The sequence below is a fragment of the Stenotrophomonas sp. YJH_SMC_4 genome (assembly GCF_059371575.1).
Window position 1 is genome coordinate 92,596 of the sequence record NZ_JCAFUR010000001.1, and the last position, 25,802, is coordinate 118,397.

General features: G+C 66.6%; 28 protein-coding genes. 12 read left to right on the plus strand and 16 right to left on the minus strand.

Annotation, left to right across the window (positions count from 1 at the left end):
* Window positions 1-103: 103 nt before the first annotated feature.
* From AC5P9F_RS00565 to grxD, 3 genes are all read right to left on the minus strand, one after another.
* On the minus strand, window positions 104-3,352 hold the full coding sequence (locus AC5P9F_RS00565) for a TonB-dependent receptor (RefSeq protein ID WP_080101792.1): 3,249 nt from the start codon (window positions 3,350-3,352) through the stop codon (window positions 104-106).
* 232 nt (window positions 3,353-3,584) lie between these two features.
* The gene (locus AC5P9F_RS00570) at window positions 3,585-4,361 is read right to left on the minus strand and encodes an SDR family NAD(P)-dependent oxidoreductase (RefSeq protein WP_005412811.1); all 777 of its coding nucleotides are present in this window, start codon (window positions 4,359-4,361) and stop codon (window positions 3,585-3,587) included.
* The gene (gene grxD / locus AC5P9F_RS00575) at window positions 4,358-4,678 is read right to left on the minus strand and encodes a Grx4 family monothiol glutaredoxin (RefSeq protein WP_005408852.1); all 321 of its coding nucleotides are present in this window, start codon (window positions 4,676-4,678) and stop codon (window positions 4,358-4,360) included. Before grxD ends, AC5P9F_RS00570 begins: the two co-directional genes overlap by 4 nt.
* 121 nt (window positions 4,679-4,799) lie before the next feature.
* Here grxD and AC5P9F_RS00580 point away from each other — a divergent pair, with 121 nt between their 5' ends.
* Complete coding sequence (locus AC5P9F_RS00580; protein ID WP_012479673.1) at window positions 4,800-5,378, plus strand: superoxide dismutase; 579 nt, start codon at window positions 4,800-4,802, stop codon at window positions 5,376-5,378.
* 115 nt (window positions 5,379-5,493) lie between these two features.
* Here the strand turns inward: AC5P9F_RS00580 and AC5P9F_RS00585 are convergent, their stop codons facing one another.
* The 3 genes from AC5P9F_RS00585 to purE form a co-directional block, all read right to left on the minus strand.
* The gene (locus tag AC5P9F_RS00585) at window positions 5,494-5,835 is read right to left on the minus strand and encodes a carboxymuconolactone decarboxylase family protein (protein WP_005408850.1); all 342 of its coding nucleotides are present in this window, start codon (window positions 5,833-5,835) and stop codon (window positions 5,494-5,496) included.
* Window positions 5,836-5,947: 112 nt separating this feature from the next.
* Window positions 5,948-7,096 (minus strand): 5-(carboxyamino)imidazole ribonucleotide synthase, encoded by a 1,149-nt coding sequence (locus AC5P9F_RS00590; protein WP_005412809.1) that lies wholly within the window; start codon window positions 7,094-7,096, stop codon window positions 5,948-5,950.
* On the minus strand, window positions 7,093-7,596 hold the full coding sequence (gene purE, locus AC5P9F_RS00595) for a 5-(carboxyamino)imidazole ribonucleotide mutase (protein WP_005412808.1): 504 nt from the start codon (window positions 7,594-7,596) through the stop codon (window positions 7,093-7,095). The genes AC5P9F_RS00590 and purE overlap by 4 nt, the downstream gene beginning before the upstream one ends.
* 58 nt (window positions 7,597-7,654) lie before the next feature.
* Between purE and AC5P9F_RS00600 the strand changes: the two genes are divergently transcribed.
* The 4 genes from AC5P9F_RS00600 (at window position 7,655) to AC5P9F_RS00615 (ending at window position 10,305) form a co-directional block, all read left to right on the plus strand.
* Window positions 7,655-7,924 carry a Trm112 family protein gene (locus AC5P9F_RS00600; protein ID WP_005408847.1) on the plus strand — a complete coding sequence of 90 codons (270 nt, stop codon included), beginning with the start codon at window positions 7,655-7,657 and terminating at the stop codon, window positions 7,922-7,924.
* On the plus strand, window positions 7,921-8,772 hold the full coding sequence (gene nadC, locus AC5P9F_RS00605) for a carboxylating nicotinate-nucleotide diphosphorylase (protein ID WP_005408846.1): 852 nt from the start codon (window positions 7,921-7,923) through the stop codon (window positions 8,770-8,772). The genes AC5P9F_RS00600 and nadC overlap by 4 nt, the downstream gene beginning before the upstream one ends.
* 113 nt (window positions 8,773-8,885) lie before the next feature.
* The gene (locus AC5P9F_RS00610) at window positions 8,886-9,887 is read left to right on the plus strand and encodes a DUF2272 domain-containing protein (protein ID WP_005412807.1); all 1,002 of its coding nucleotides are present in this window, start codon (window positions 8,886-8,888) and stop codon (window positions 9,885-9,887) included.
* 67 nt (window positions 9,888-9,954) lie between these two features.
* The gene (locus tag AC5P9F_RS00615; protein WP_005408844.1) at window positions 9,955-10,305 is read left to right on the plus strand and encodes a DUF3301 domain-containing protein; all 351 of its coding nucleotides are present in this window, start codon (window positions 9,955-9,957) and stop codon (window positions 10,303-10,305) included.
* Window positions 10,306-10,351: 46 nt separating this feature from the next.
* On the opposite strand, the gene AC5P9F_RS00620 is transcribed toward AC5P9F_RS00615, so the two are convergent.
* The 7 genes from AC5P9F_RS00620 to AC5P9F_RS00650 form a co-directional block, all read right to left on the minus strand.
* Window positions 10,352-10,804, minus strand: coding sequence for a ClpXP protease specificity-enhancing factor (locus AC5P9F_RS00620; protein ID WP_005412806.1), 453 nt, complete (start codon window positions 10,802-10,804; stop codon window positions 10,352-10,354).
* Window positions 10,805-10,888: 84 nt separating this feature from the next.
* Window positions 10,889-11,524, minus strand: a complete 636-nt coding sequence (locus AC5P9F_RS00625) for a glutathione S-transferase N-terminal domain-containing protein (protein ID WP_005408842.1) — start codon at window positions 11,522-11,524, stop codon at window positions 10,889-10,891.
* Between the two features lie 134 nt (window positions 11,525-11,658).
* Window positions 11,659-12,408 (minus strand): cytochrome c1, encoded by a 750-nt coding sequence (locus AC5P9F_RS00630; RefSeq protein WP_005408841.1) that lies wholly within the window; start codon window positions 12,406-12,408, stop codon window positions 11,659-11,661.
* Entirely contained in the window at window positions 12,401-13,660 is a 1,260-nt protein-coding gene (locus AC5P9F_RS00635) for a cytochrome b (RefSeq protein WP_005408840.1), read from the minus strand. Before AC5P9F_RS00635 ends, AC5P9F_RS00630 begins: the two co-directional genes overlap by 8 nt.
* The gene (petA, locus tag AC5P9F_RS00640) at window positions 13,660-14,280 is read right to left on the minus strand and encodes a ubiquinol-cytochrome c reductase iron-sulfur subunit (protein ID WP_004151998.1); all 621 of its coding nucleotides are present in this window, start codon (window positions 14,278-14,280) and stop codon (window positions 13,660-13,662) included. Before petA ends, AC5P9F_RS00635 begins: the two co-directional genes overlap by 1 nt.
* Window positions 14,281-14,509: 229 nt before the next feature.
* The gene (locus AC5P9F_RS00645; protein ID WP_005412804.1) at window positions 14,510-15,430 is read right to left on the minus strand and encodes a lytic transglycosylase domain-containing protein; all 921 of its coding nucleotides are present in this window, start codon (window positions 15,428-15,430) and stop codon (window positions 14,510-14,512) included.
* Between the two features lie 46 nt (window positions 15,431-15,476).
* Window positions 15,477-16,445 carry a helix-turn-helix transcriptional regulator gene (locus AC5P9F_RS00650; protein WP_005412803.1) on the minus strand — a complete coding sequence of 323 codons (969 nt, stop codon included), beginning with the start codon at window positions 16,443-16,445 and terminating at the stop codon, window positions 15,477-15,479.
* 80 nt (window positions 16,446-16,525) lie between these two features.
* Here AC5P9F_RS00650 and AC5P9F_RS00655 point away from each other — a divergent pair, with 80 nt between their 5' ends.
* Window positions 16,526-17,146, plus strand: a complete 621-nt coding sequence (locus AC5P9F_RS00655; protein WP_005408837.1) for a glutathione S-transferase family protein — start codon at window positions 16,526-16,528, stop codon at window positions 17,144-17,146.
* A 148-nt stretch (window positions 17,147-17,294) separates the two neighbouring features.
* Entirely contained in the window at window positions 17,295-18,713 is a 1,419-nt protein-coding gene (gene miaB, locus AC5P9F_RS00660; RefSeq protein ID WP_005412802.1) for a tRNA (N6-isopentenyl adenosine(37)-C2)-methylthiotransferase MiaB, read from the plus strand.
* 157 nt (window positions 18,714-18,870) lie between these two features.
* Here miaB and AC5P9F_RS00665 read toward each other — a convergent pair whose 3' ends face one another.
* From AC5P9F_RS00665 to AC5P9F_RS00675, 3 genes are read right to left on the minus strand one after another with little or no spacing between them, the layout of a single operon-like run.
* Window positions 18,871-19,983 (minus strand): ABC transporter permease, encoded by a 1,113-nt coding sequence (locus AC5P9F_RS00665; protein WP_164173235.1) that lies wholly within the window; start codon window positions 19,981-19,983, stop codon window positions 18,871-18,873.
* Window positions 19,980-20,903, minus strand: a complete 924-nt coding sequence (locus tag AC5P9F_RS00670) for an ABC transporter ATP-binding protein (protein ID WP_005412800.1) — start codon at window positions 20,901-20,903, stop codon at window positions 19,980-19,982. The genes AC5P9F_RS00665 and AC5P9F_RS00670 overlap by 4 nt, the downstream gene beginning before the upstream one ends.
* Window positions 20,904-20,923: 20 nt before the next feature.
* Window positions 20,924-21,880, minus strand: coding sequence for an HlyD family secretion protein (locus AC5P9F_RS00675; RefSeq protein ID WP_005412799.1), 957 nt, complete (start codon window positions 21,878-21,880; stop codon window positions 20,924-20,926).
* A gap of 481 nt (window positions 21,881-22,361) precedes the next feature.
* Here AC5P9F_RS00675 and AC5P9F_RS00680 point away from each other — a divergent pair, with 481 nt between their 5' ends.
* From AC5P9F_RS00680 to AC5P9F_RS00700, 5 genes are all read left to right on the plus strand, one after another.
* Window positions 22,362-23,348 carry a PhoH family protein gene (locus tag AC5P9F_RS00680; protein ID WP_033834734.1) on the plus strand — a complete coding sequence of 329 codons (987 nt, stop codon included), beginning with the start codon at window positions 22,362-22,364 and terminating at the stop codon, window positions 23,346-23,348.
* Complete coding sequence (gene ybeY, locus AC5P9F_RS00685) at window positions 23,345-23,830, plus strand: rRNA maturation RNase YbeY (RefSeq protein ID WP_032966554.1); 486 nt, start codon at window positions 23,345-23,347, stop codon at window positions 23,828-23,830. Before AC5P9F_RS00680 ends, ybeY begins: the two co-directional genes overlap by 4 nt.
* 48 nt (window positions 23,831-23,878) lie before the next feature.
* The gene (locus AC5P9F_RS00690) at window positions 23,879-24,487 is read left to right on the plus strand and encodes a hypothetical protein (protein WP_005412797.1); all 609 of its coding nucleotides are present in this window, start codon (window positions 23,879-23,881) and stop codon (window positions 24,485-24,487) included.
* A 74-nt stretch (window positions 24,488-24,561) separates the two neighbouring features.
* A complete protein-coding gene (locus AC5P9F_RS00695; protein WP_005412796.1) occupies window positions 24,562-25,170 on the plus strand; it encodes a hypothetical protein in 609 nt (202 codons plus the stop codon).
* The gene (locus AC5P9F_RS00700) at window positions 25,170-25,757 is read left to right on the plus strand and encodes a hypothetical protein (RefSeq protein WP_172798061.1); all 588 of its coding nucleotides are present in this window, start codon (window positions 25,170-25,172) and stop codon (window positions 25,755-25,757) included. The genes AC5P9F_RS00695 and AC5P9F_RS00700 overlap by 1 nt, the downstream gene beginning before the upstream one ends.
* Window positions 25,758-25,802: the final 45 nt, after the last annotated feature.

The following is a 25,802-nucleotide window of genomic DNA, read 5'->3' on the forward strand; positions in this document are numbered from 1 at the left end:
GGATGCTACGCCGATGCAGAGTGGCCTGCAAGGACTTTCGCCTGAACGGAAAACGGCCGGGTTTCCCCGGCCGTTTCCGTTTACATCATCAAGCTCTGACGGATCAGAACTTGTACTTCACAGTCAGCTGCATGGACCAACGCGACACGGCAGTGTTGCCCTTGTCATTGTTGTTTTCCTGGATCGAGGAATCATCCGCACCGGTGAACGAGTACACATACTTCCCGGTGGCCGGATCGATACCTGCGAAGTTGCCCACGCGGCGGGTTGCATAGAAGCCGTAGTCGTCAATGAGGCCCCACTTCTTGTTCAGCAGGTTGCCGACATTCATGATGTCCAGGGCGACTTCACCCTTGTGACCCTTCACGAAGCCTGGGAATTCCTGGCTGATACGAACGTCGAAGCTGTTGACCCACTTGGCGCGGTGCGAGTTGGCCGGGACCACGCTGCCACGGTAGGCCTCGAGTTCCGGGTTCTGCGCCAGCCAATCGAAGAACTTCTTCTCCATCGTTGCGCCGCCAGTGAACAGCACGTCGCCCACACCCTTCGGCACGTAGAACAGATCGTTGCCGATGGCGCTGTCGCCGTTGGCATCGTTGTAGAACACGTAGCTGTACGGACGGCCCGAGCGACCTTCGTAGAAGAGGCCGATACGGGTAGCGTTGTCACCGAAGAAGTTGTGCTTCCACTCCAGGGTGCCGGTGATACGGTCCTTGATTGCATAGCGCGAGTTGTACGCGATGTTCTCGTTGGCGTTCAGGATCTGGGTGTTGTTCCAGTTCGAGGTGTTCTGCGAGCTGGTCAGCGGGCTAACTTCCTTCGACTGGGTGTAGGTGTAACCCAGCGACCAGCCCCAGTTCTCGGTCAGCGGCTTGGCCAGCGAGAAGGTAGCCTGGCTGCCACGACCCTTGTCGGTGTTGCGCAGCAACATCACGTCACCGATGTTGTTCGGACGGTTGGCGCGGTTCAGCGCGCCGTTGGTGCCGTTCTCCATGCCCAGGTTGTCGCCGGAACGGCTGTCGATCTTGCTGTTGGCCTGATTCAGACCTGCCGGGTTCCAGTACAGCTCACGACCGTCCTGCGCCGAAACGAAGGTCGCACCCTTGCCCTTGCCGTCCGTCAGGTCCAGACGTTCGAAGTACAGACCATCCTTGACCTTGGTGAACAGCACTTCAGCCGACGCCACGATGCCGTACCACGGCAGCTCATGGTCGAACGCCAGGTTGGCCTTCCACACCGACGGCAGGCGGGTGCCCGGAGCGATAATGTCCACGTTCTGGCGAGCAATGATCTTCGACGGATCCGGAATGAACGGATTGTCGGCATCAGCACTGAAACCACCCGGGTTGCCACTGACGTTGTACTCGACGTAGTTCAGACCGGTGTTCTGGTAGGCACCTGCCAGCCACACGTTCGGTGCTGCACCGCCGAACAAGCCAACGCCACCGCGCAGCTGGGTCGGACGATCGCTGTCGAAGGTGTAGTTGAAGCCAACACGCGGCTGGAACAGGCTCTTGTCCACCAGTTTGGTGTTGTCGTAGCCGTAGCGCGACTGGATGTCGGTGTTGTACTTGTTCTGGCTGGTGAAGTCCGGGATATCAAGACGGACACCAAACATCAGGCTCAGGTTGTAGTTGATCGCCCAGGTGTCCTGGATGAACAGGCCAGTGTTCTTCAGATGGAACTTGGCCGGAATATCATCCAAGCTGCCACCCGGACGCGGCACGCGCAGCTGGTAGCCGTTGGCGGTACCCTTCAGGAACGACGCCAAGTCGCGGAAGTCGTACGCGCCGTACAGATTACGGCCGTAGAAGTTCATCAGGTTATTGTCGGTGTAATCGAAACCGAACTTGACGGTGTGGTCACCGATGTACCAGGTACCGGCACCGAAGGCGCTAAGTTCCTTCGACTCGACCAGATTGGTGTGAGTGTTCTGCTCGGTGCCCAGGTACAGCGAGTTGTTGCCGAAGCGCACGCGCATCTGCGGCAGGTGCGAAGCCGCGACACGATTGGACGAGTAGTCCTTGTGCGAAACCTTGAACTCGGTCGAGAAGTTCTCGGACCAGTCACTGAACAGTTCACCCATCCAGGTTTCGTACTGGGTCGGCTGGGTGTACCAGAAGTCACTCAGCGACAGCGCGCTGCTGCTGACCTGCGGGAAGCGGACGACGTCCTGCTTCATCTTGTTGTAGCGCAAGGCCGCACGGTGGTTCTCGTTGATGTTCCAGTCGAGCTTGACGGCGTACTCTTCGATCGTCGTCTTGTTGTTCAGACCGTCAACGCCGCCGACCGGATAGCCCAGATCACTCATGCGCTTCTGGACTGCCGAGATGTCGGCGTCACTGATGCCGCCCTTGGACGGATCCTTGTTGTACGGGCTGTCACTCAGGCTCACGCCGCCGCCGCTACGCTCGTACTTTTCATAGTTGGTGAAGAAGAACAGCTTGTCCTTGAGGATCGGACCGCCGAACGTCATGCCGTAGGTCTTCTCGTCCTTGAAACCATTGAAGTCCGACTTGTCACCTTCCAGGCGCGAACGGACCATGTCCTTGTCGCGGTACGAGCCGTACACGGTGCCGTGGAACTCATTGGTACCCGACTTGGTCACGGCGTTGATCACCGCACCGGTACCGCCGGCGATGGTGGTGTCGTAGTTGGCCAGGTCGATGTTGATTTCCTGGATGGCATCCATCGACACCGGCTGACGCTCGGTCGGCAGGTTGTTGGAGCCCAGGCCGAACGGATCGGAGGCGCTGATGCCGTCGATGCGGATGGCGTTGTAGCGGGTGTTCTGGCCACCGGCCGAGATCGCGCCGTCAGCCTTGCTGACCTGCGAGATGCGCGGGTCCAGGCGGATGTAGTCCTGGATGTTGCGGTTGGCCGACGGCAGCGCGTCCATCGTTTCGCGCGTCACGTTGCTGCCGGTGCCCATCTTGTTGGCGCTAAACAGGTCCAGGCCGCCGGCGGTCGCAACAACGTTCACCGCGTCCAGGTTGGTCGCAGCCAGGTCACCGCCCAGGTTGGCGTTGACGGTGTTGACCTGGTTCAGGTTCAGGTAGACACCCTCTTCGGTCTTGGTGCCTTCACCGGACTTGGTGATGGTGATGGTGTACGGACCACCCACGCGCAGGCCGCGCGCGTTGTATCGACCCGACGCATCGGTGGTGGCACGCGAAACGGTGCCCGACTCGGTGTGGGTGATGGTGACTTCAGCGCCGGCGACAGGCTGGCCTGCGGCGGACATCACCTGGCCGCCGACACCGGCAGAGGTGCTCTGGGCGAAGGCGGGAGCGGCGGCGAGCGCAGCCACGAGACCAAGGGTGAGCTTGGACATCCGGAGTGGGTGGGTCATTTTTCGGTAGCCTCGATGCGAGTTGGCGATGGCGGAAAAAAAGCGCATCCAAACAGCCCTGCGGGTGGCTGGTCGGAGATTTATCTGGGGTTCCCTACCGCTTGGCTGAAGGCAGCCACAACGGTTAACACTAGATTAACACGCTACGCCATCAATGTGACGGTTGTGCGACAAACGGCACCGGATCGCAACGCAATCGTGACGGGATCTTCACTCCGCCTTTCCCCCGGCCTCATTCCGGCAGGGGCGCCTCACTGGCGTCGAGAATCCGGCCCCGCCAGGCAAGCCCAGCGCTGGACAGCAGGGTCACGGCCGCCGCAGCGGCGGCCTCCGGGCCCCGGGCGGCCGGGTCCTGGTCGACGGAATAGGCCCTGGCGCGCAGCGCCGTGCGCAGGGGGCCCGGATACAGGCCGCTGACCCGCACCGGGCTGCGGCCGAGTTCGTCATGCAGGCTGGTGATCAGCCCGCGCAGGCCATGCTGGGCCACACCGTATCCCCCCCAATAGGCCTGCCCCACCCGTTCGGAGGCATCGACCGCAAACACCAGGGCCGCGTCCTCGCGCTGCCGCAGCAGCGGCAGACAGGCCTGGGCCAGCCACGCCGGGGCAGTGAGCGTGACATGCACCGCACGGGCGAAACTGGCCGGGTCGGCCAGTTCGAACGGGGTCAATCCGGGGAAATGGGCGGCACAGACCAGCACTCCATCCAGGCGCCCCAGCTCGCGCTGCAGGGCCTGGGCCAGTTCGGCATAGTCGTCGGGGCCCGCACCCTCCAGATCCAGCGGATACAGCAGCGGTTCCGGGCCGACGGCCTGGACCTGGGCGTAGACACGGTCCAGGCGGCGCGGCTTGCGGCCCAGCAGGACCACGGTGGCCCCGGCGGCGGCGGCGGCAACGGCCGCCGCACTGCCCAGCCCACCGCCGGCGCCGGCAACCAGCACCACGCGATCCTGCAACGGGCGGCCATCGAGCGCCCCGTTGGTCGGTGACGTCGATGGCCAGGCACTCATCCCTGGGTCGCCTCTTCGACGATGCGCTTGAGCTCGCCGGCTTCAAACAGTTCCAGGACGATGTCGCAGCCGCCGATCAGCTCTCCATTGATGAACAGCTGCGGGAAGGTCGGCAGGTTGGAGAACCGCGGCAGGTTGGCGCGGATCTCGGGTTCTTCCAGCACGTTGACGGTGCGCAGGGTGACCGCGCCGGCAGCCATCAACGCCTGTACGGCGCGGCTGGAGAAACCGCACATCGGGTATTGCGGGGTGCCCTTCATGAACAGCACGAGCGGGTAACGATCGACCTCGGCCTGGATTTGCTGCATTACCGCCACAACCTCACTCCTTGCTTCGCCGGACAAACCGACCGCGGTGGTCGGCTAGACTGCCCACGGTAGCCGCCATTGTAAGCGGATGGAACCGGCTGCCGCCGCCCCTCTGGCCACGAACCTGTCCATGCCTGTCGAATTGCCTGCCCTGCCCTACCTTTCCGGCTCCCTGCAGCCGCACCTGTCCGCACAGACCCTGGAGCTGCACCACGGCCGCCACCATCGCGCCTACGTGGATGCGGTCAATGCCGGCATCCTCGGCACCGAGTGGGAAGACGCGCCACTGGAAGAGATCGTCCGCCAGGCCCAGGGCAAGCTGTTCGATGCGGCCGCCCAGGCGTGGAACCACGGTTTCTACTGGCAGTGCCTGCGGCCCCGTGGCGGTGGCGAACCGCAGGGCCGCCTGGGCGAGCTGGTGAAGCGCCAGTTCGGCGACGTGCAGCGCCTGCGCGAGGAATTCAACCGCACCGCGCTGGGCCTGTTCGGCTCCGGCTGGGTGTGGCTGGTGCAGCATCCGGGCGGACAGCTGGGCATCCAGGCGACCCGCAATGCCGGCACGCCGCTGACGGGTGAAAGTACGCCGCTGCTGTGCTGCGATGTCTGGGAGCACGCCTACTACACCGACTACCAGAATGACCGCGCGCGTTATCTGGATGCGTTCTGGCAGATGGTCAACTGGGAATTCGCTGAGAGCCAGCTACGCTGAGGCAACGGCTCCGCCCCGGGGTAGTGCCGGCCGTTGGCCGGCATCCCCATCGGTGTACAAGAGATGGCGAATCTGCCGGCCAGCGGCCGGCACTACCGGAAAGCAGAGCGTGGCTTCACGCGTTCTCGTGCGCGGCCACCGCATCCATCACCCGCGCCGAGTACACCAGCGCCGCACCGGCATTGAGCGACACCGCCACACCCAGCGCCTCGGCGATTTCCTCGCGGTTGGCACCGTGCTTCAGCGCGGCATCCACGTGCACGGTGATGCAGCCGTCGCAGCGGGTGGTCACCGCCACCGCCAACGCGATCAGCTCGCGGGTCTTCGCATCGAGGTGGTTGGTCTGCGCGCCAGCGTTGGCCAGGGTGGCGTAGCCCTTGACCGTATCCGGTGAGAGCTTGCCGATCTCACCGATACGGCCCTTCAGTTCCTTGCGGTAGGCATTCCAGTCGAGCATGGGGGTGACTCCTGTGAAAGGAGCTCCACGCTACCACCGGGAATGTTGCGCCGATGCCTGCACCGGCGCTTCACAGCGTTGCACTGCCGGCCAGCGGCCGGCACTACCGGGCTCAGCGATTGCGCAGCGCGTGCACCGCCGGCGCCACCTGGGCCTGGCGATCCAGCTCCAGGCCGACCTGCTCCAGCGCATCGGCCAACGCGGCAGCATCGTCATCGCGCAACGTGGCGTGGCCGACCTTGCGGCCTTCGCGCGGCTCCTTGCCATAGTCGTGCCAATGGCCGCTGGCCTGGCCCAGCACCGGTGCCGGGCCAGGCATCGCGCCCAGCCAGTTCAGCATGCAGGCGTGGCCGAGCATGCGGGTGCTGCCCAGCGGCAGGCCCAGCACGGCACGCAGATGGTTCTCGAACTGCGAGGTCTCGCTGCCCTCGATGGTCCAGTGGCCGGAGTTGTGTACGCGCGGCGCCATCTCGTTGGCCAACAGCTCGCCATCGCGACAGAACAGCTCCAGCGCGAACACGCCGACGTACTGCAGGTGCTCGGCGACACGGCGGGCATAGCCGATCGCGGCCTGCTGCTCGGCATCGGACAGCACAGCCGGTGCCACGCTGGCCGACAGCACGCCGTCGACATGCCAGTTGCCGGTGACCGGCCAGGCTTCGAAGCTGCCATCGCGGCCACGCACGGCGACCACGCTGACCTCGCGCTGGAACGCCACGAAGCCTTCCAGGATCAGGCCGGTACGCTCGACCTGCGCGCCCAGTGCATCCCACGCGGCGTCGATGTCGGCCTCGCTGCGCAGGCGGAACTGGCCCTTTCCGTCATAACCAAGGCGGCGGGTCTTGAGGATGCACGGCAGGCCGAACTCAGCCGCCTTCGCAGCCAGCTCGTCACGGCTGCGGATATCAGCGAAGGCCGGCAGCGGGATGCCCAACTGCTGGAACAGGGTCTTCTCGCTCAACCGGTCCTGGGCCACCGCCAGCGCGGCCGGCGGCGGATAGACCGGCACGCGGTCGGCCAGGAACTGCGCGCTGTCTGCGGGCACGTTCTCGAAATCGAAAGTGACCACATCGACCTTGGCGGCGAAGTCCGCCAGCGCGTGGCGGTCATCGAAGGCACCGACGGTGAGCGGCGCCAGCGGGCCACTGCAGGCGTCGGCCGCCGGGTCGTACAGCTGGAAGCGCAGTCCCAGCGGCGCACCGGCCAGAACCATCATGCGGGCGAGCTGGCCGCCGCCCAGGATGCCGACGGTCAGGCTCATTGGCGCGGATCGTCGTGGGCCATCACGTCTTCGGTCTGGCGTGCACGGAAGGCGTCGAGCGCCTGGCCGATCGCCGGCTGGTCGCTGGCCAGCATCGCAGCAGCGAACAGCGCCGCGTTGGACGCGCCGGCATTGCCGATGGCGAAGGTGGCAACCGGAATGCCGGCCGGCATCTGCACGATCGACAGCAGCGAATCCATGCCGTTGAGGGCCTTGGACTGCACCGGCACGCCCAGCACCGGCACGGCGGTCTTGGCGGCGATCATGCCCGGCAGGTGGGCGGCCCCGCCGGCGCCGGCGATGATCGCGCGCAGGCCACGCGGGCCCGCCTGCTCGGCGTAACTGAACAACACATCCGGCGTCCGATGCGCGGACACCACCTTCACTTCGAACGGAACACCCAGGGCTTCAAGCTTCTGGGCGGCGTGCTGCATGGTTTCCCAGTCGGAACGGGAACCCATGACGATGCCGACAAGCGGCGCGATCGGGTTGGGGGTCATTGGCCGTCACCTGCCTTAAAGACGTATTCTAGCCATCTTCCACGCAAGACGAAGAACCATGGATCGCAAGCTGCTCGACCTGCTGGTGTCGCCGGACACCCGCCAGCCCCTGTCCCTGCTGGATGGCAAGGGCCTGGAAGCCCTCAACAAGGCCATTTCGGCCGGCGCGGTGAACAAGGCCGATGGCAACCCGCTGGCGCAGCCGCTGCGCGAAGCGCTGGTCACCCGCGACCGCAAGCAGGTGTTCCGCGTTGACGACGGCATCCCGGTGCTGCTGGCCGAAGAAGCCATCCCGACCGCCCAGATCGCCGACTTCCCGGCCGCATGAGCGCGCTGCCGACGCCGGATGCGGCCGTTGTCGCCGCCGATGTCGCGCGGGCGCTGGCCGAGGACCTGGGCAGCGGCGACGTCACCGCCGCCCTGCTGCCCGACCAGGCCGACAGCGCTTACCTGCTGTGCAAGCAGGACGGGGTGATTGCCGGCCGTCCGTGGTTCGACGCCACCCACCGCGCACTCGACCCGGACGTGCGCATCGAATGGCGTGTCTCCGAAGGTGACGCGGTCACCGCAGGCACCGTGCTGGCCCTGCTGCACGGGCGCAGCCGCAGCCTGGTCAGCGCCGAACGCACCTCGCTGAACTTCCTGCAGACGCTGTCTGGCACCGCCACCACCACTGCCCGCTACGTGGCGGCGGTGGCCGGTACCGGCACGCGCATCCTCGACACCCGCAAGACTCTGCCTGGCCTGCGCCTGGCGCAGAAGTACGCAGTGCGCTGTGGCGGCGGCGACAACCACCGCTTCGGCCTCTATGACACGGTGATGCTGAAGGAAAACCACATCCGTGCCGCCGGTTCGCTGGCCGCGGCGGTGGCCGCCGCGCGCCGGCAATGGCCCGCGCTGCCGCTGGTGGTCGAGGTCGAGGACCTGGCCCAGCTGCGCCAGGCGCTGGAAGCCGGTTGCGAACGCATCCTGCTGGATGACTTCAGCCCCGACCTGCGCCGCGAGGCAGTGCGCATCACGGCCGGCCGCATTCCGCTGGAAGTGTCAGGCAGCGTGGGCCTGGGCGGCCTGCGTTCGATCGCCGAGGACGGCGTTGACTGCATCTCCATCGGTGGACTGACCAAGCACGTGCAGGCCATCGATCTGTCGCTGAAGCTGGGCCCGCCGCCGGGTTGAGGCCTGGCCGGGGTCAGATCCCTTTTCCCGTGGAAAAGGGATCTGACCCCGTTCTCACACCCGGCGTTCACGACAGCGCTGCGACGCTGAGGTATCCCCCACAGGAGCCGCGCATGCGCCGGATGCTCTTGCCTGCCTGCCTGCTGCTGGCCGCGGCACCGTTGTCCGCAGCGGCCGCCGAAGCCTGCGATGTTCCGCCCCGCTTCGGCCTGAGTCCGTTGGCGGTGGCCATCCGCAACACCGCCTGCAATGAGCACCGGCTCTGGTACCGGCCCTTCATCGATCGTGAAGGCCGTGCCGCCAGCCTCAGCGTCACCGAGGCCGAAAGCGATCACCTGGCAGACAATGGCCTGATCGCCTGGCAGCGCGTGGCCGGCTACTGGCGCAACAGCGGCACGCTCAATGCGATGGGCAGCATCGCGGGCGCCAGCAGCTGCCTGGCGCCGTTGGGCACGCGCTACACCGACAGCGACTGCCGCGCCTTCCTGATCGACAACCCGTGGTCGGCCGCGTTCATTTCCTGGGTGATGGTCCAGTCCGGCGTTCCTGGCTTCAATACGTCGCCACGCCACATCGACTACATCCGTGCCGCCTACCAGGGCGGCCCCTCGGGCGTGCCGTACCGGCTGGTCGACCCGGCCACGGCCAAACCCGCACCGGGCGACCTGCTGTGCTTCCTGCGCGACCGCAGCACCACGCTCAGCTACAGCGGGCTGGTGCAGGCACTGGGCAATGGCTCGGTGGGCCACTGGAAATCGCATTGCGAAGTGGTGGTGGCGGCCAACCTCGGCGGCGACCAGACCCTGTACCTGGTCGGTGGCAACGTGATGAACACCGTAGCGATGCGGTTGCTGCAGCTGGATCGTACGGGGCTGATCAAGCTGCCTCCGGCACGCGAACGCAACAGCACCGGCATCGACCCCGGCTGCACACCAGGTCGCGAGGACGAATGCAGCTTCAACCGGCAGGACTGGGCAGCGCTGCTGCAGCTCACTGCAACCTCACCGCTGGTGATGCCCTCGCCCACTGCGACGCCGATGCAGCCCACTCCGGCACCGCAACCGGTCATCGTGCCCGCGCAGCCGATGTCCAGCGAACCGCAGCCGCGGCGGTGAGTGCAGCGCTTGATCCCGCGCGCGTTCGCCGCCATCTTTGCGGGATCGACCCCTGACGGCTGACGCCATGCCCACCCTGCTGCTGTTGCTGATTGCCGGCGGAATCATCTATTTCTTCTGGAACGCGGCGCGTTCGGCCGCCGAGCGCGCGGTCGAACTGGGGCGCAATGCCTGCCGTGCTGCCGACGTGCAATGGCTGGATCAGGCGGTGCACGCCACCGGCCTGCGCCTGTCGCGCGGCGAAGATGGCCGGCTCGGCTTCGAACGTACCTTCAAGTTCGAGTATTCCTACGACGGCATCGATCGCCACGTGGGCCGCATGGTGCTGCGCGGCGACCAGCTGATCTCATTCACTGGTCCGGGCGCGGCGCGGATCAGCCAGATCCGCGCGGATGTGGACGATGCCGAGGATGTGTAAGGGCTGAAGGCGTGCCGACCAATGGTCGGCACCCACCGTTACCTGGTTACTTGACCACGCGCAGGTTCGGGCGCCCCTTAGGCGGCGGGCTGGCTGGCGGCGTATCGTCCGGCGGCGTGCCTTCCTCGTGCAGCAGCTCATCGCTGGTCGGAGCGGTCTCGTTGCCCGGGATGTCATCCGGTAGCGCCATGCCCTGCCCGGTCTCGCGGGCGTAGACGGCCAGCACGGCGCTGATCGGCACCTGCACCGGGTAGCTGGTACCGGAGAAGCGCGCCGAGAAGCTCACCATCTCGTTGTCGATCATCAGCCGCACGACAGCACGTTCGGCGATGTTGAGCACGACCCGGCCATCCTTGACCGCCGAAGGCGGGACCTGCACGCCGGGAACGCCGGCGTCGACCAGGATGTGCGGGGTCAGCTGGTTGTCGTTGATCCATTCCACCAGCGCCCGCAGCAGGTACGGGCGGTGGCTGGTCATGTGGAAGAAGTCTTCGGTCATGCGTGAAGTGTACGCGCCCGGCGCCCCGCCGGGGCGGATCACCTGCACGCCGGTCGGCGTGCAGACGGGTAACGCAGGCCCGGATCAGACCGGCAGATCGCGCAGCTTCTTTTCCTGATCGGTCAGGCTGCGGACGAAACCGGGGTGGCGGAAGATGCGGTTGCCGTAGTCCTCGATCGCCTTGCCGTCCTTCGGCAGCGGTACGTCCAGCGACTGCAGGCGCCAGATGATCGGCGCCATCGCGCAGTCGGCCAGGCTCATTTCCGGGTTGAGGAAGAACTTGCTGGCCTTGAACAGCGGCAGCGAGGCGGTCAGCAGCTCCTTCAGGCGCTTGCGGCCAGCCTCGGCCTGGGTCTTGTTGCCGAGCTGGATGGCCTGCACCTGTGGCACCCAGTCGTGCTCGATGCGCAGCATCGCCAGGCGGATGCGCGCACGCGAGAGCGGATCGACCGGCATCAGCGGCGGATGCGGATAACGTTCGTCCAGGTACTCGCTGACCACTGATGCGGCGTACAGCACCAGCTCGCGTTCGACCAGGGTCGGCACCGAGTGATACGGATTGAGGTCGATCAGGTCTTCAGGCGGGTTCTGCGGATCGACCGGAACGAAGTCGAAGGTCACACCCTTGGCCGCCAGCACCAGGCGTACACGGTGGCACAGTACATCGTCGTTCGAGGAAAACAGCGTCAGTGTATTGCGCATGCGTACGCTCGCCGCCATCAAAGGCTCTCCCACGACAGGAGACCGCCTGCCGCATCGGCGCCGCCGGCACCGTGCCGGCGGTCGACTCCTCCCCGAGTGTGCAACCGACCATCACAAAAGCCAATAGGCCCGTGCGATGGCCGGCGGCAGATTCAGTGAACGTCCTTCCAGTATTCCTTCTTCAGCAGGTACAGCAGGAAGGTGAGCAGGGCCAGGAACAGGATCACCCACACGCCCAGCTGCTGGCGCTTGAGCGCGGCCGGTTCGCCGGCATACTCGAGGAAGTTGGTGATGTCCCGCACCGCCTGGTCGTACTGCCCGGCATCGACCGACCCCGGCGTTTCGATCTTCAGGCCGGTCACCGGCGGGTCCATGCCGGGCGCTTCCGCCTTGCCATGGACCGCATGCTGCAGGCCCTGCATCTCCCACAGCGGGTTGGGCATGGAGGCATTGGCGAACAGCGCGTTGTTCCAGCCCAGCGGCCGGCTGCTGTCCAGGTAGAACGACTTGAGGTACGTGTAGACCCAGTCACTGCCCCGCACGCGCGCGATCAGGCTGAGATCGGGCGGCATCTTGCCGAACCACTTCTCCGCGTTCTCCTTGGGCATCGCCACCGGGATCGGGTCGCCGATCGCCGAGCCGGTGAAGTTGAGGTTGTTCATCACCTCTTCCTCGGTCAGGCCCAGGTCCTGCGCCATCCGCGAATAGCGCAGGTACTTCAGCGCGTGGCAGCCGGAGCAGTAGTTCATGTACAGCTGCGCGCCGCGCTGCAGCGAAGCGCGGTCGCCCAGATCGTTGCCGGCCTGCAGCAGCTTGGTGCCACCTTCGGCGGCGGAGGCCAGGAAACTGCCCAGCATCAGGGTGGCCGTCAGGGCCAACCGGACCATCCAGCGATCAGTCATGGGTGGTCACCCTCTCCGGTACCGGCTTGGTCTTGTCCAACCGTGTCCATAGCGGCATGGTGATGAAGAACGCGAAGTACAGGAAGGTCAGCACCCGCCCGATGTAGGTCTCGTGCACGTCGGTGCCCGGGCCGGAACCAATCACGCCCAGCCACACGAAGCACACCGCCAGCACGCCCAGCATCACCTTCGATATCCAGCCGCGGTAGCGCACCGACTTCACCCTGGCCTTGTCCAGCCACGGCACCAGGAACAGGATCGCAATGGCCGAGAACATCACCAGCACGCCACCGAGCTTGTTCGGCACCACGCGCAACATCGCGTAGTAAGGCGTGTAGTACCAGACCGGCTTGATGTGTTCCGGGGTCACCAGGCGGTTGGCCTCGGTGAAGTTGTCGTGCTCCAGGAACAGGCCGCCGAAACCGGGCGCGAAGAAGATGATGAAGGCGGCGATGATCAGCAGGAAACCGGCGCCGACGCCATCCTTGAGCGTGTAGTACGGGTGGAACGGAATGCCATCGGCCGGTGCGTTCGGCGACCAGCGGTTGCCCTTCGGCCCCTTCTTAATCTCCACGCCATCGGGGTTGTTCGAACCCACTTCGTGCAGCGCGCCCAGGTGCAGTACCACCAGCAGCAACAGCACCAGCGGCAGAGCGATGACATGCAGCGCGAAGAAACGGTTGAGCGTGGCGTCACTGGGCAGGTAATCGCCCATGATCCATTCGGTCAGGCCGTTGCCGATCACCGGTATCGCGCCGAACAGCGAGATGATCACCTTGGCGCCCCAGAACGACATCTGGCCCCACGGCAGCACGTAGCCCATGAAGGCTTCGGCCATCAACACCAGGTAGATCAGCATGCCGAGGATCCACACCAGCTCGCGCGGCTTCTGGTAACTGCCGTACAGCAGGCCACGGAACATGTGCAGGTAGACCACGATGAAGAACAGCGAGGCACCGGTGGAGTGCATGTAGCGGATCAGCCAGCCCCACTCCACATCGCGCATGATGTATTCGATGGAGCCGAACGCCTCGGCGGCGCTGGTCTTGTAGTGCATCGTCAGGAAGATGCCGGTGACGATCTGGTTGACCAGCACCAGCAGCGCCAGCGAACCGAAGTAGTACCAGATGTTGAAGTTCTTCGGTGCGTAGTACTCGCTGACGTGCTTCCGGTAGACCGGCATCAGGCCGGGCGCGCGGGCGTTGACCCAGTCGGCCACGCCGCTGGCGGTACGGCTGAGGATATTGGCCATCAGGCAGCCCCCTGCGGATCGACACCGATGATGATGGTGTTGTCGTCCTGGTAATGGTGCGCGGGCACCTTCAGGTTGATCGGCGCCGGCACGTCCTTGAAGACGCGTCCGGACATGTCGAAGCGCGACTTGTGGCACGGGCAGAAGTAACCGCCCTTCCACTGCGGGTCGTAGGGCTCAGGCCGGATTTCGGCGACCATTTCCGGCGAGCAGCCCAGGTGCGTGCACAGGCCGACCAGTACGGAGATATCCGGCTTGATCGAGCGCAGTTCGGGGTTCTGCTTCAGCACGTAGTCCGGCTGCTGGTCCTTCTCGCCGGACTCGGGGTCCTTGAGCCGGCCGTCCAGCCCGTGCAGCGCATCGAGGATGGCCTTGGACCGCTTGACGATCCAGATCGGCTGGCCACGCCATTCCACGATCAGGCGTTGGCCTTCCTGCAGGGCGCTGATGTCGGCCACCACCGGTGCGCCGGCAAGCTTGGCGCGGGCACTGGGGTTCCAGGATTTGATGAAAGGAACTGCGGTGAATCCGACGCCGACGGCGCCCACCACGGCTGTGGTGGCAGAAAGAAAACGCCGACGTCCGGTGTTGACTGGATCGTGTACCCCATCGTTGGCCATCCGGCACTCCGATATTGATTAGGTAGCTTTAAGGCTGCCAGCGGATCCGGTGGGGGCCAGAGCCGCATTGAATCACGGTCGAGTGTAGCGGAACCGTCGCGCGCCACACAACGCATTGCAACAACATTGATTGCGGGGTTGCCGGCCAGCGGCCGGCACGACCTTTCAAAGGAGTGCCGACCAACGGTCGACACCTACCGTTCAAGGAGTACCGGCCAACGGTCGGCACCTACTGGTGACTCAGGGCGGTGCGGTAACGCTCGGCCAGCTGCCCGACCCGGCGCACGTAGTACTGGGTCTCGCTGTAGGGCGGCACGCCACCGTGGCGGTCGACCGCGCCTTCGCCAGCGTTGTAGCCGGCTGCGGCAAGGGTCAGGTCGCCATTGAAGCGTTTCAGCAACCACGCAAGATACTGCACGCCGCCACGGATGTTCTGCCCGGCGTCATAGGAATCGCTTACACCGAAGCGCGCGGCGGTCGGCGGCATCAGCTGCATCAGGCCCTGCGCGCCAGCACGGCTGAGCGCGGTCGGGTTGTAGGCCGACTCGGCATGGATGATGGCGCGCACCACCGCCTCCTCCACACCGAACTCGCGCGCGGCCGAGGTGATCTCGGCCTGGAAGGCCGAGGTGTTCAGTCGCACGGTGCCGAAGTCCACGCGTGGATTGACCCCACAGGCATAGCAGCGCTCCATGAAGCTGTAGCGGATGGTCCGGACCGGGCCGAGGTTGGCCACCTGTGTCGGGCGCGCACTGGTGTAGTGGCGCACGCCATCCTTCATGAAGGAATACACCTGGCCACTGACCATGCGCCCGCTGCGCGAGGCGACCGGCTGTGCGGGACCGGATGCCGGCACGGACGCAGGCGCGACCGTTGCCGGCGCTGCGGCACTCGCGGCAACGGCCACCGGATTGCGTTCGATGCTGGCCACCGTGGTCGGTGCCGGCCTGGGCGCGGCCACCACCGGTCGAGGTGCCGGGCGGGTGTCACGGGTGTAGCTGATGGTGCTGCAGCGCGCACCCGCCACCCGCTTGCTCACATAACTGGTAACGCCATCAGGCCCCTGGCACTTGTACAGGGTTCCAGCGCTGGCCGGCGCAGCGGTCAGCGCAGCGATGATGATCGCCGTTGTCCCCAGTATCCCCTTCATGGCGGCGAGTGTCCCAGCTTCGCCGGGGCTTGCCAAGCGACGTGGCTCAGCCTGTGACCGGCGGCACAGCCAGCAGCTGGCCGAGGCCCGCCAGGCGCTGTGCCAGTTCGTCGCGCAGGCCCGGCGGGGTGGTCCAAAGCGCCACGGGCAGGCGGTCCAGGCTGAGAATCTGCGCCAGCATCATGCCGCGGCTCTCGGCGCCCATGCGCAGCAGGCAGTGGTCGGGGCCATCCGCTTCCAGTACTCCACACCACGGCGGGATGCGGCCTTCCAGCTCGGAATGGCTGCCGGACAGGCGGAGGATGGCCTGCAGCGCGAACGGCGCCTGGCTGACCGCCTGCCGCACCATCACATCAGGCGGCGCCGGGGCGCGCCGGTGCAGGCCCGGCCCGGCGCACTCACGTACGGCGCCCATGCGGTCCACGCGCAAGGTGCGCCAGTCCTGCCGCCCCAGGTCCCAGGCAAGCAGATACCAGCGTCGCCCGTAATTGACCAGGTGCTGGGCCTCGACCTCGCGCTGGGTGACGGCTTCCTGCGCGCTGCGGTACTCGAAGGCCAGCCGTGACGCCTGTCGGCAGTGCTGGGCCAGCCGCCCGAGCAGGCGTGCGTCGGTGGACGGAAGGTCGGACAGGGTGGCCGTCGCTGCATGCACCTCGCCGGCCTGCTGGCGACGACGGGTCGGCACCAGCGGATCGAGCTTGGACAACAGGCCACGCGCGGTGTCGTCGATCCCGGCAACGGTGGCCGAGGCTGCGCGCAGGGCGATGGCCAGGGTGGTCGCCTCCTCCTCGTCCAGCAGCATCGGCAGCACCGGGGCCCCGGCCCCCAACTGGTAGCCGCCGCCGACCCCGGACGAGGCCTGCACCGGATAGCCCAGCTCGCGCAGGCGCTCGATATCACGGCGGATGCTGCGCCGGTCCACGCCCATGCGCTCGGCCAGCTCGGCCCCGGACCACTGGCGGCGGGCCTGCAGCAGGGCGATCAGGCGCAGCAGACGATGGGCGGTATGGCGCATGAAGGATCGAGGACAGAAGTCGTCCGCAATAGTGCCCCAGGATGGCCTCCAGTTCACCACCCACCGCAAGGAGCAATGCCATGAATTCACGCCAGATCACCCTTTACCACGCCGCCCGTTCCCGCTCGAGCGGCGCCGTGGCCCTGCTCGAAGCGCTGGGTGCCGACTACCGCATGCAGGTGCTGGACCTGAAAGCCGGCGCCAACCTGGCCCCGGCCTACCTGGCCATCAACCCGATGGGCAAGGTGCCGGCCATCGTCCACAACGGCGCACTGGTGACCGAGCAGGTGGCGATCTATCTGTACCTGGCCGACCTTTACCCGGAAGCCGGGCTGGCACCGCCGATCGGCGACGCCCTGCGCGGCCCCTACCTGCGCTGGATGGCCTTCTATGGCGCCTGTTTCGAGCCGGCGATGATCGACAAGGCGATGCACCGCGAGCCGCCGCCGCGCCTGATGTCGCCGTACAACGATGCCGAGACCGTGCTGCAGGTGGTCGAGGCCCAGCTGGCGCAGGGCCCGTACCTGCTGGGCGAGGTCATGAGCGCCGCCGACGTGCTGTGGGGCAATGCACTGGCGTGGACCACGGCCTTTGGCCTGGTACAGCCGGCGCCGGCCACGGCTGACTACATCGCACGGATGAGCGCGATGACCGCGTTCGACCGTTCGCGGCAGATCGATGCGGAGCTGGCGGCGGCGTAAGGGCGCCCGCCGGGCACCGCCCGGCGCTACCGGGGCCGGCGGGATGCGGGTAGCGCGGGGCCGTGCCCCGCGAGCGCACAGCGCGGCGTACGCGCCGGGATGCAGGTAGAATTGCCGGCTTTCCCGCCACCCGAATGGATTAAGCGCCATGACCGGGACGCCAGACGTCTTTCCGCCCGCCCCGCCGGGCGGTGCCCCGCTCGTTGCCCTGCCCGCCGGTCCGCGCAAGCCCGACCAGGTGAAAGGCAAGCTGTACATCAAGACCCACGGTTGCCAGATGAACGAGTACGACTCGGCCAAGATGGCCGACGTGCTCGCCGCCAGCGATGGCCTGGAACTGACCGATACCCCGGAAGACGCCGACGTCATCCTGGTCAACACCTGTTCCATCCGCGAGAAGGCGCAGGAGAAGGTGTTCAGCCAGCTGGGCGTCTGGAAGGGCCTGAAGAACAAGGGCCGCGAGGTCATCATCGGCGTGGGCGGCTGCGTTGCCTCGCAGGAAGGCGAGGCGATCATCAAGCGTGCGCCGTTCGTGGACCTTGTGTTCGGCCCGCAGACCCTGCACCGGCTGCCGGAGCTGATCCGCGCCCGACGCGAGCAGAAGCGCCCGCAGGTGGACATCAGCTTCCCCGAGATCGAGAAGTTCGACCGTCTGCCGGAACCGCGTGCCGAAGGCGCTTCGGCGTTCGTGTCGATCATGGAAGGCTGCTCGAAGTACTGCTCGTTCTGCGTGGTGCCCTACACCCGCGGCACCGAAGTCAGCCGCCCGTTCGAGGACGTGGTGGTGGAAGTGGCGCAGCTGGCCGCGCAGGGCGTGCGCGAAATCAACCTGCTCGGGCAGAACGTCAATGCCTATCGCGGCCCCTATGGAGATGGCGAGTTCGCCGATCTCGGCCTGCTGATCCGGACCATCGCCGAGATCGACGGCGTCGGCCGCATCCGCTTCACCACCTCGCACCCGCTGGAGTTCAGCGACTCGCTGATCGATGCGTTCCGCGACGTGCCGCAGCTGGCCAACTTCCTGCACCTGCCGGTGCAGGCCGGCAGCGACCGCGTACTGTCGGCGATGAAGCGCGGCTATACCGCGCTGGAATTCAAGTCGAAGATCCGCAAGCTGCGCGCGGTGCGCCCGGACATCTCGATCAGCTCGGACTTCATCGTCGGCTTCCCCGGCGAAACCGATGCCGATTTCGAGAAGACCATGAAGCTGATCGAGGACATCGGCTTCGACCACAGCTTCTCCTTCATCTATTCGCGCCGCCCGGGTACCCCGGCGGCCGACCTGGAGGACACGATCAGCGATGCCGAGAAGCACGCGCGCCTGTCGCGCCTGCAGGCGCGCATCAATGCGCACGCTGCCGGCATCTCCGAGAAGATGGTCGGTACCGTGCAGACCGTGCTGGTGGAAGGCCCTTCGCGCAAGAACCCGAACGAACTGACCGGCAAGACCGAGAACATGCGTTCGGTGAACTTCCCGGCGCCGGCGCGGCTGATCGGCCAGTTCGTGGATGTGGTGATCACCGAGGCGCTGACCAATTCGCTGCGCGCCCGCGTGGTGGCGGAATAAGGTGCGCCGACCAACGGTCGGCACCCACCGAATTGATGCCGGCCAACGGTCGGCACCCACCGAATTGATGCCGGCCAGTGGCCGGCACCTGCCGGAGTTGATGCCGGCAGGCGGCCGGCACCTACCAGGGTGGATGCCGACCGTTGGTCGGCATGCCTCAATCCAAACGCTTGCGGAAACGCAGGATCGCCAGGGTCATCATCACCGCGATGAAGCCCAGCAGCGCCAGCGCGTCGTGCCACAGCTCCCACAGCGAGGCGCCGCGCAGCATGATGCCGCGCACCAGGCGCAGGAAGTGGGTCAGCGGCAGTACTTCGGCCAGCCATTGCACCGGCCGCGGCATGCCCGCGAACGGGAACATGAAGCCCGACAGCAGGATCGACGGCAGGAACAGGAACAACGTCATCTGCATCGCCTGGAACTGCGAGCGAGCGCGCGTGGAAATCAGCAGGCCCAGCGCCAGGTTGGCCAGCACCAGCAGCACCGCGGCTAGGTAGATATCGAGCAGGCTGCCGCGGATCGGCACCTGGAACAGCCAGGTGCCCAGCGCCAGCACCAGCGTGGTCTGCAGCAGGCCGATGGCTGCATAGGGCAGCACCTTGCCGACCATCAGTTCGCTGCTTGACACCGGCGTGGCGATCAGCAGCTCCATGTTGCCGCGCTCGCGTTCACGCACCACCGCCACCGCCGTGAACATCACCAGGGTCATGGTCAGGATCACCCCGATCAGGCCTGGCACGATGTTCACCGCCGAACGCCGCTGCGGGTTGTAGAAGCTGGTCACGCTGATTGGACCCCCGGCGATGCTGCCTTCGCGCAGCGGCCGCGTGTTGCTGGTCGGTCGCGTCTCCAGCGGCACCTGCGCCAGCTGGATCGCCGCGCTCTGCACCACGGTGTCGCTGCCATCAACCAGCACCTGCACCGCCTCGCGTCCATCGAAGCGACGGCGCTCGAAGTCGGCCGGCACCACGATGCCGACACTGATCTCGCCACGCCGCAGCGCCTGCATCAACTGGTCGGGCGTATAGGCTTCGCTGCGCGGCGTGATCACGCCGGTGGCGACCATGTCCTGCACCAGCGCGCGTGACGCCGCACTGTTGGCCTGGTCGGCGACACCGGCGTCGAGGTGGCGCAGATTGAGATTGATCGCGTAGCCGAACAGCAGCAGCTGCATCACCGGAATGCCGACGATCATCGCCAGCGTGATGCGGTCGCGGCGCAGCTGGCGCAATTCCTTGAGCATGATCGCCCACAGCCGGCGCAGGTTCATGCCGCTGGCTCCCGGCCACGGCCGCGGGTGGCGGCGACGAAGACGTCTTCCAGGTTCGGCGCCACCGCCTCGATGCGGGCCTGCGGGTCGGCGTTGGCCAGCGCGCGCCGCAACGCTGGCGTATCGGCGGCCGCCTCGCTGCACAGCACGCGCAGCTGCGTGCCGATCTGTGCCACGCTCAGCACGCCGGGCAGCTCAGACAATGCGCGGCTGGCCTGCCGCGGCTGCGCCGACGTGACCTGCAGCGTGCGGCCGTCCAGCCGTGCACACAGTTCGGCCGGCGTGCCATCGGCGACCAGCGCGCCTCGATCGAGGATCGCCAGCCGGTGGCAGCGCTCGGCTTCGTCCATGTAGTGGGTCGATACCAGCACGGTGGTACCGGCGTCGGCAAGTTCAAACAGGGCCTCCCAGAAATCGCGGCGTGACTCCGGGTCGACCGCGCTGGTCGGCTCGTCCAGGAACAACAGCTCGGGCGCGTGCACGACGGCGCCGGCCAGCGCCAGGCGCTGCTTCTGGCCACCACTGAGGGTGCCGGCCAGCTGCGGCTGCCGGTCCAGGAGACGGTACTGCTGCAGCAGTTCGTCGACCCGCTGCCGGGCCTGCATACGCGGCAGGTCCTGGATGGCGGCGAGGAATTCCAGGTTCTCGCGCACCGAAAGGTCTTCATACAACGAGAAGCGCTGGGTCATGTAGCCGATGCGCCGGCGCAGTGCCTCGGCCTGCTCCGGCACGGCCAGGCCGAGCACCTCGATCTGGCCGGCACTCGGTTCCAGCAGGCCGCACAGCATGCGGATGGTGGTCGACTTGCCCGACCCGTTCGGGCCCAGGAAGCCATAGACCTGGCCACGCGGCACGGTCAGGTCGACATTGTCCACGGCCAGCAGATCGCCGAAGCGGCGGGTCAGGCCCTGGGCATGCACCGCGATGTCGTTGCCGGTGTTCAGAAGCTCACCTGCACCGGCATTCCCGCCGGCAGCTTCTGCATGTCGGAGGGAGCGTCCACTTCGATCTCGGCGAGGTAGCTCAGGCGCGCGACGTCGTCACCGGTCAGTGCGTAGTACGGAGTAAATGAAGGCTCGCTGCGGATCGAGCGCACATGCCCCTTCAACGCAGTGCCTTGCCCTTCCAGGTGCACCTGCGCGACCTGCCCGACCTTGACCTGCAACCGCAATGGCTGCGGCAGGTAGACGCGCGCATAGGGGCGCTCGCCGACCAGCATCACCGCCAGCGGCGCGCCGACCGGCGCCTGGTCGCCCTGCCGGTAAGGCAAGGCATCGACCACGCCGTCGCGCGGCGCACGCAATTGCAGCTTCTGCAGGTTCACGGCCTGCACTGCCTGTTGCGCCTGCGCGGCATCGGCGACGGCCTGGCCCTGGGCGATATCCTGCACACGGCTGCCGTGCACCCGCTCCAGCCAGGCCTGCTCGGCAGCACGCACGCTGGCCTCGGCATTGCCGGCGGCGGCACGTGCACGATCCAGCTCAGCGGCGGCAATCAAGCGCTGCTGTGCCAACGGCTGGACCCGCCGGTAATAGGCACTTGCTTCGGCAGCCTGTGCGCGCAGCGCGGCCAGTTGCGCCTGGGCCTGCGCGATCTGCTCCTGGCGTGGGCCGATCTTCAGTTCTTCCAGCTGCGCCTGCGCACGCGCCGTATCAGCCTGCGCTGCGGCGAACTGCGCGTCGCCGCGGGCCGGGTCGAGCTGCATCAGCACGGCGCCGGCCTTGACCTGCTGTCCCTCGCGCACCTCCACCGTGGCGATCACTTCGGCCGCCGGCGCCGGCACCGTGATCCGGTCCCACTCCAGCGTGCCCAGTGCAGTCGGTGTTGACTGCACACACCCGGCCAGCAGGCCGATGCCCGCCAGTCCGACTCCTCGCATCCCGTTGCCGATGCCCATGCCATCCCCTCCTGCGACGGCGACACGGTGCCATGTGCCCCGTGCACCCTCAATGATTCCGATCAGCCCTGGCGGTTTTTTCGCCACACGCCGGCACGCCTTTTGCTGCAAGGCTCCGCACCACCTATCCACAGGTTGATTCGGCATCATTCCACAACCGTTGTGGAAATCCGCCAGCGCCCGGCTTTGTTGCTCACCCGGCAACGAAACCTGCACTGTCGTCACGATGAATGCCCCCGTGCAGGCCCCCGTGGCAGTGCTGCCGAAGCGACGAGCGACCATGACGTTTTTTTCACCAGGACCTCATGGGCCTTGTGGCACAAGCATTGCGAAGGTCTATCCACAGGTTTTCGCGCCCCCCGTCCACACCGGGTGTGGAAAACGCTGTATCGACCGTCTGCTGGCCGTGTGCCCCGCACGCGCGCTACCCTTGTCTCCCCTGAATACACTGCGGTGGAAGGCGTCCGCCCCACCCGAAGCAATGAAAAGCATCGAGCATCGAGACTTCACCCTGTCGCCGGAAGACAACGAACGGCTGGCCAACCTGTGTGGCCCGTTCGACGGGCACCTGCGGCAGATCGAACTGAAACTCGGCGTGGAAATCGCCAACCGTGGCTTCGTGTTCCGCATCAGCGGGCCGAACGAAGCCATCGTCGAGGCGCAGAAGCTGGTTGAAGCGCTGTACGCCGAAGCCGGCGAAACCACCTTCGACAACCACGCCATCCACCTGCGCCTGGCGCAGGCCAATGTCGAGCAGATCGCCGAACGCTCCTACGAAGCGCAGGAGGTGGCGATCAAGGTCAAGCGCGGCACGGTACGCGGGCGCGGTGCCAACCAGGCCCGCTACCTGCACCAGATCGCAACCCACGACATCAACTTCGGCATCGGGCCGGCCGGCACCGGCAAGACCTTCCTGGCCGTGGCCAGCGCAGTCGAAGCGCTGAACGAATCGCGGGTGCAGCGGCTGATCCTGGTCCGTCCCGCGGTGGAAGCCGGCGAGAAGCTGGGCTTCCTGCCCGGCGACCTGAGCCAGAAGGTCGATCCCTATCTGCGACCGCTGTACGACGCCTTGTACGAGATGATGGGCGTGGAGAAGGTGGTCAAGCTGCTGGAAAGGAACGTCATCGAGATCGCGCCGCTGGCCTATATGCGCGGCCGCACGCTCAACGATGCGTTCGTGATCCTGGACGAAGCACAGAACACCACCATCGAGCAGATGAAGATGTTCCTGACCCGCCTCGGCTACGGCTCCACCGCAGTGGTCACCGGTGACCTGACCCAGACCGACCTGCCCAAGCACGTGAAGTCGGGCCTGCGCGACGCCATCGATGTGCTGCGCGACGTGGAGGGTGTCAGCTTCACCTTCTTCGAATCCCGCGACGTGGTCCGCCACCCGCTGGTGGCGCGTATCGTCAGCGCCTACGACCGCCGCGACCTGCATCAGATCCAACCTGGAGCAACTCCATGACCCGTGGTCCCGTGCGACTGGACGTCGCCGTCAGTTATGCCCTGCCGCGTGCCGGTCTGCCGGCGGCAGTGAGCTTCCGCAGGTGGGTGGCTGCCGCGCTGAAGGGCCGCATCCGCGAGGCCGACCTGGCCATCCGCGTGGTCGACGCCAAGGAAGGCCAGTCGTTGAACCGCCACTACCGTGGCAAGGACTACGCCACCAACGTGCTCAGCTTCCCGGCCGAAGTGCCCGAAGGCCTGCCCAAGGGCGTCAAGTTCCCGCTGCTCGGCGATCTGGTGATCTGTGCACCTGTCGTAGCGCGGGAGGCCGACGAACAGGGCAAGGCGCTCAACGCCCACTACGCGCACCTGACCGTGCACGGCGTGCTGCACCTGCTCGGCTGGGACCACGAGGACGACAAGGAAGCCGAAGCGATGGAACAGCTGGAACGGGAGATCCTGGCCGAGCTGGGCATCGACGACCCCTACGCGGGCGAGCGCTGACACCGGGCCCTGTTCCGAGCCCACGCACTCACGGAAGAGGAGCGCAGCATGACCCTGCCCGCACTTGTGCTTGCCGCGCTACTGCAGTCCGGGGCAGGCCTGATGCCCGATCCTGACCGTCCCTCACCGTTCCCCGCCAGCGACAGCGAGGCCGACATCGCCGCAAAGATCGCCGAACTACGGGCGTTCTTCGGCAGCAGCGAGCGCGACACCCGCAACATCGTCGCCACTGCCCAGCAACGGGCACTGATCGAGCGCCTGGAAGCGCGGCACGCGGCACGTCTGGCCGGCATCTGGGTGGACAATGCGAGGGGCTGGAACGTTGTCGTGCGACTGACAGGCGCCGCACCCGAGGCCGATGAGACACATCCAGGGGCGGATGGCCCGCAACGTGTGCGCTACATCACCGGCGCCGCGATGACCGAAGCGGAGATGACGCGCCGCCTGCACGCACAGCAGGACTGGCTGCGGGCCCAGCTGCCCGACCTGTTCGGCCATGGCCTGGATGTCAAGACCGGGGAGCTGGAGGTGGAGCTGCGGGATACCCCAGCCAACCGCGCGACGGCGGCGGCCGTGCGTGACCACCTGCAGGCGCGACTGGGCTACCCGGTCAGGCTGCGCTGGTACCCAGCGGCCACGCGCTGGAGTCCGCCCTGACTGCGCCACGGCTGGAGTGCCCGCCATGCGCTGAGCTACTGTTCAACACCGGCCAGGACGCGGAAGGAAAAAGGATGAACCCAGGGAACAGCTTCACGACGTTTGCGATGGCCGCCGGCCTGCTCGCGGGCCTGCTGGTGCTGGGCGCTCACACCGTGCGCCGCATCAGCGCCCGCGACCCCGGCGGCAGGCACTGGCTGCTGCGCAGCCTGGCCCTGCTGTCGCCCGTGTGCCTGCTGGCCGGGCTGGCGATCGGCATGTTCGGCCCGCACCTCACAGGTAGAGCGGAACCCGCCCACCTGCCGGGGCTGTGGGAAACGTCGATGGTGCTGATACTGGTCGGTGCCTTGACCTTGCCAGTGCTGTGGCGAACGCTGCTGCAGCAGCGGTTTGGCAGGCCGGTCAATGCACTGCCGTTCTTCCACGCCAGCCGCACCTCGCTGCTGGTGCTGTTCGTGCTGGCCGTGATGTACATGAAAGTGGCCAGGACAGCCGCGGCGGAACTGATGCCCTGGCTGACCAGCCCGGGCCTGTGGCCGGCGGTGGCGCGCATCGCGGGGCAATCGATGCAGGTCGCCATGCTTGCGGTCGTGCTGACTCTCTCACTGATGGTCGTACGGCGGGCGATGACCGGTTTCCTGCGCCTTCTAAGCGGGCTGTTCCGACGCTCGCCGGGGCTATGATGGCGGCCCCTCGCCTGCGGAAACCGACCGTGTCACTGCGCTGCTGTCTGCCCCTGCTCTGTGCCCTCGCCGCTCCCTCCGCCTTCGCCACCCGCCTGGACCTGCCGGCCCTCATCGAATGCCGCCAGGGCGTGGCCGAGCAGGCCGCGCTGGCGCCGCTGCTGGCCGATCCGCTGAAGGCCGTGGCCCAGGGCCTGCAGCCGCTGCCGCAGGGCAACCAGTTCATGAGCGAGTTCCGGCTGGCCAGCCCGATCACCGTCTTCGGCCAACAGACCGATCGGGTGGCGGTGGCCGGCGCCAGCGTCATGGCCGTCCTCGACCAGGCCGACCCACGCCCGCTGGCCAAACGGCTGGAATTGGAGACCGGCTACGACCAGGACGGCAAGTTCATGGCCGGCCGCGAGCTGGTCAGCCGCGACGTGACCGACCCGAAGACCGGCGAGGCCCAGATCGAGTCGATCATCCTCAGCGTCTCCACCGTGGCCTCCCACCCGGGCAAGACCCTGGCCGGCTGCACCTACAGCCTGGACCTGCCCGAAGAGGCGCCGGCCGCGGCCGCCGCAGCCCCGGCCACCGGCAGTCACTGACAGGCCGTCACATCCTGCTAGACTTGGGTCAACGCCCGGCCTGCC

Excerpts from the sequence above, each read along its gene's own strand:
- AC5P9F_RS00565 (WP_080101792.1), bottom strand. The coding sequence starts at position 3,352 with ATGACCCACCCACTCCGGATGTCCAAGCTCACCCTTGGTCTCGTGGCT.
- AC5P9F_RS00570 (WP_005412811.1), bottom strand. The coding sequence starts at position 4,361 with ATGAGTGCCTGGCCATCGACGTCACCGACCAACGGGGCGCTCGATGGC.
- AC5P9F_RS00580 (WP_012479673.1), top strand. The coding sequence starts at position 4,800 with ATGCCTGTCGAATTGCCTGCCCTGCCCTACCTTTCCGGCTCCCTGCAG.
- AC5P9F_RS00585 (WP_005408850.1), bottom strand. The coding sequence starts at position 5,835 with ATGCTCGACTGGAATGCCTACCGCAAGGAACTGAAGGGCCGTATCGGT.
- AC5P9F_RS00590 (WP_005412809.1), bottom strand. The coding sequence starts at position 7,096 with ATGAGCCTGACCGTCGGCATCCTGGGCGGCGGCCAGCTCGCCCGCATG.
- purE (WP_005412808.1), bottom strand. The coding sequence starts at position 7,596 with ATGACCCCCAACCCGATCGCGCCGCTTGTCGGCATCGTCATGGGTTCC.
- AC5P9F_RS00600 (WP_005408847.1), top strand. The coding sequence starts at position 7,655 with ATGGATCGCAAGCTGCTCGACCTGCTGGTGTCGCCGGACACCCGCCAG.
- nadC (WP_005408846.1), top strand. The coding sequence starts at position 7,921 with ATGAGCGCGCTGCCGACGCCGGATGCGGCCGTTGTCGCCGCCGATGTC.
- AC5P9F_RS00610 (WP_005412807.1), top strand. The coding sequence starts at position 8,886 with ATGCGCCGGATGCTCTTGCCTGCCTGCCTGCTGCTGGCCGCGGCACCG.
- AC5P9F_RS00615 (WP_005408844.1), top strand. The coding sequence starts at position 9,955 with ATGCCCACCCTGCTGCTGTTGCTGATTGCCGGCGGAATCATCTATTTC.
- AC5P9F_RS00620 (WP_005412806.1), bottom strand. The coding sequence starts at position 10,804 with ATGACCGAAGACTTCTTCCACATGACCAGCCACCGCCCGTACCTGCTG.
- AC5P9F_RS00625 (WP_005408842.1), bottom strand. The coding sequence starts at position 11,524 with ATGGCGGCGAGCGTACGCATGCGCAATACACTGACGCTGTTTTCCTCG.
- AC5P9F_RS00630 (WP_005408841.1), bottom strand. The coding sequence starts at position 12,408 with ATGACTGATCGCTGGATGGTCCGGTTGGCCCTGACGGCCACCCTGATG.
- AC5P9F_RS00635 (WP_005408840.1), bottom strand. The coding sequence starts at position 13,660 with ATGGCCAATATCCTCAGCCGTACCGCCAGCGGCGTGGCCGACTGGGTC.
- petA (WP_004151998.1), bottom strand. The coding sequence starts at position 14,280 with ATGGCCAACGATGGGGTACACGATCCAGTCAACACCGGACGTCGGCGT.
- AC5P9F_RS00645 (WP_005412804.1), bottom strand. The coding sequence starts at position 15,430 with ATGAAGGGGATACTGGGGACAACGGCGATCATCATCGCTGCGCTGACC.
- AC5P9F_RS00650 (WP_005412803.1), bottom strand. The coding sequence starts at position 16,445 with ATGCGCCATACCGCCCATCGTCTGCTGCGCCTGATCGCCCTGCTGCAG.
- AC5P9F_RS00655 (WP_005408837.1), top strand. The coding sequence starts at position 16,526 with ATGAATTCACGCCAGATCACCCTTTACCACGCCGCCCGTTCCCGCTCG.
- miaB (WP_005412802.1), top strand. The coding sequence starts at position 17,295 with ATGACCGGGACGCCAGACGTCTTTCCGCCCGCCCCGCCGGGCGGTGCC.
- AC5P9F_RS00665 (WP_164173235.1), bottom strand. The coding sequence starts at position 19,983 with ATGAACCTGCGCCGGCTGTGGGCGATCATGCTCAAGGAATTGCGCCAG.
- AC5P9F_RS00675 (WP_005412799.1), bottom strand. The coding sequence starts at position 21,880 with ATGGGCATCGGCAACGGGATGCGAGGAGTCGGACTGGCGGGCATCGGC.
- AC5P9F_RS00680 (WP_033834734.1), top strand. The coding sequence starts at position 22,362 with ATGAAAAGCATCGAGCATCGAGACTTCACCCTGTCGCCGGAAGACAAC.
- ybeY (WP_032966554.1), top strand. The coding sequence starts at position 23,345 with ATGACCCGTGGTCCCGTGCGACTGGACGTCGCCGTCAGTTATGCCCTG.
- AC5P9F_RS00690 (WP_005412797.1), top strand. The coding sequence starts at position 23,879 with ATGACCCTGCCCGCACTTGTGCTTGCCGCGCTACTGCAGTCCGGGGCA.
- AC5P9F_RS00695 (WP_005412796.1), top strand. The coding sequence starts at position 24,562 with ATGAACCCAGGGAACAGCTTCACGACGTTTGCGATGGCCGCCGGCCTG.
- AC5P9F_RS00700 (WP_172798061.1), top strand. The coding sequence starts at position 25,170 with ATGGCGGCCCCTCGCCTGCGGAAACCGACCGTGTCACTGCGCTGCTGT.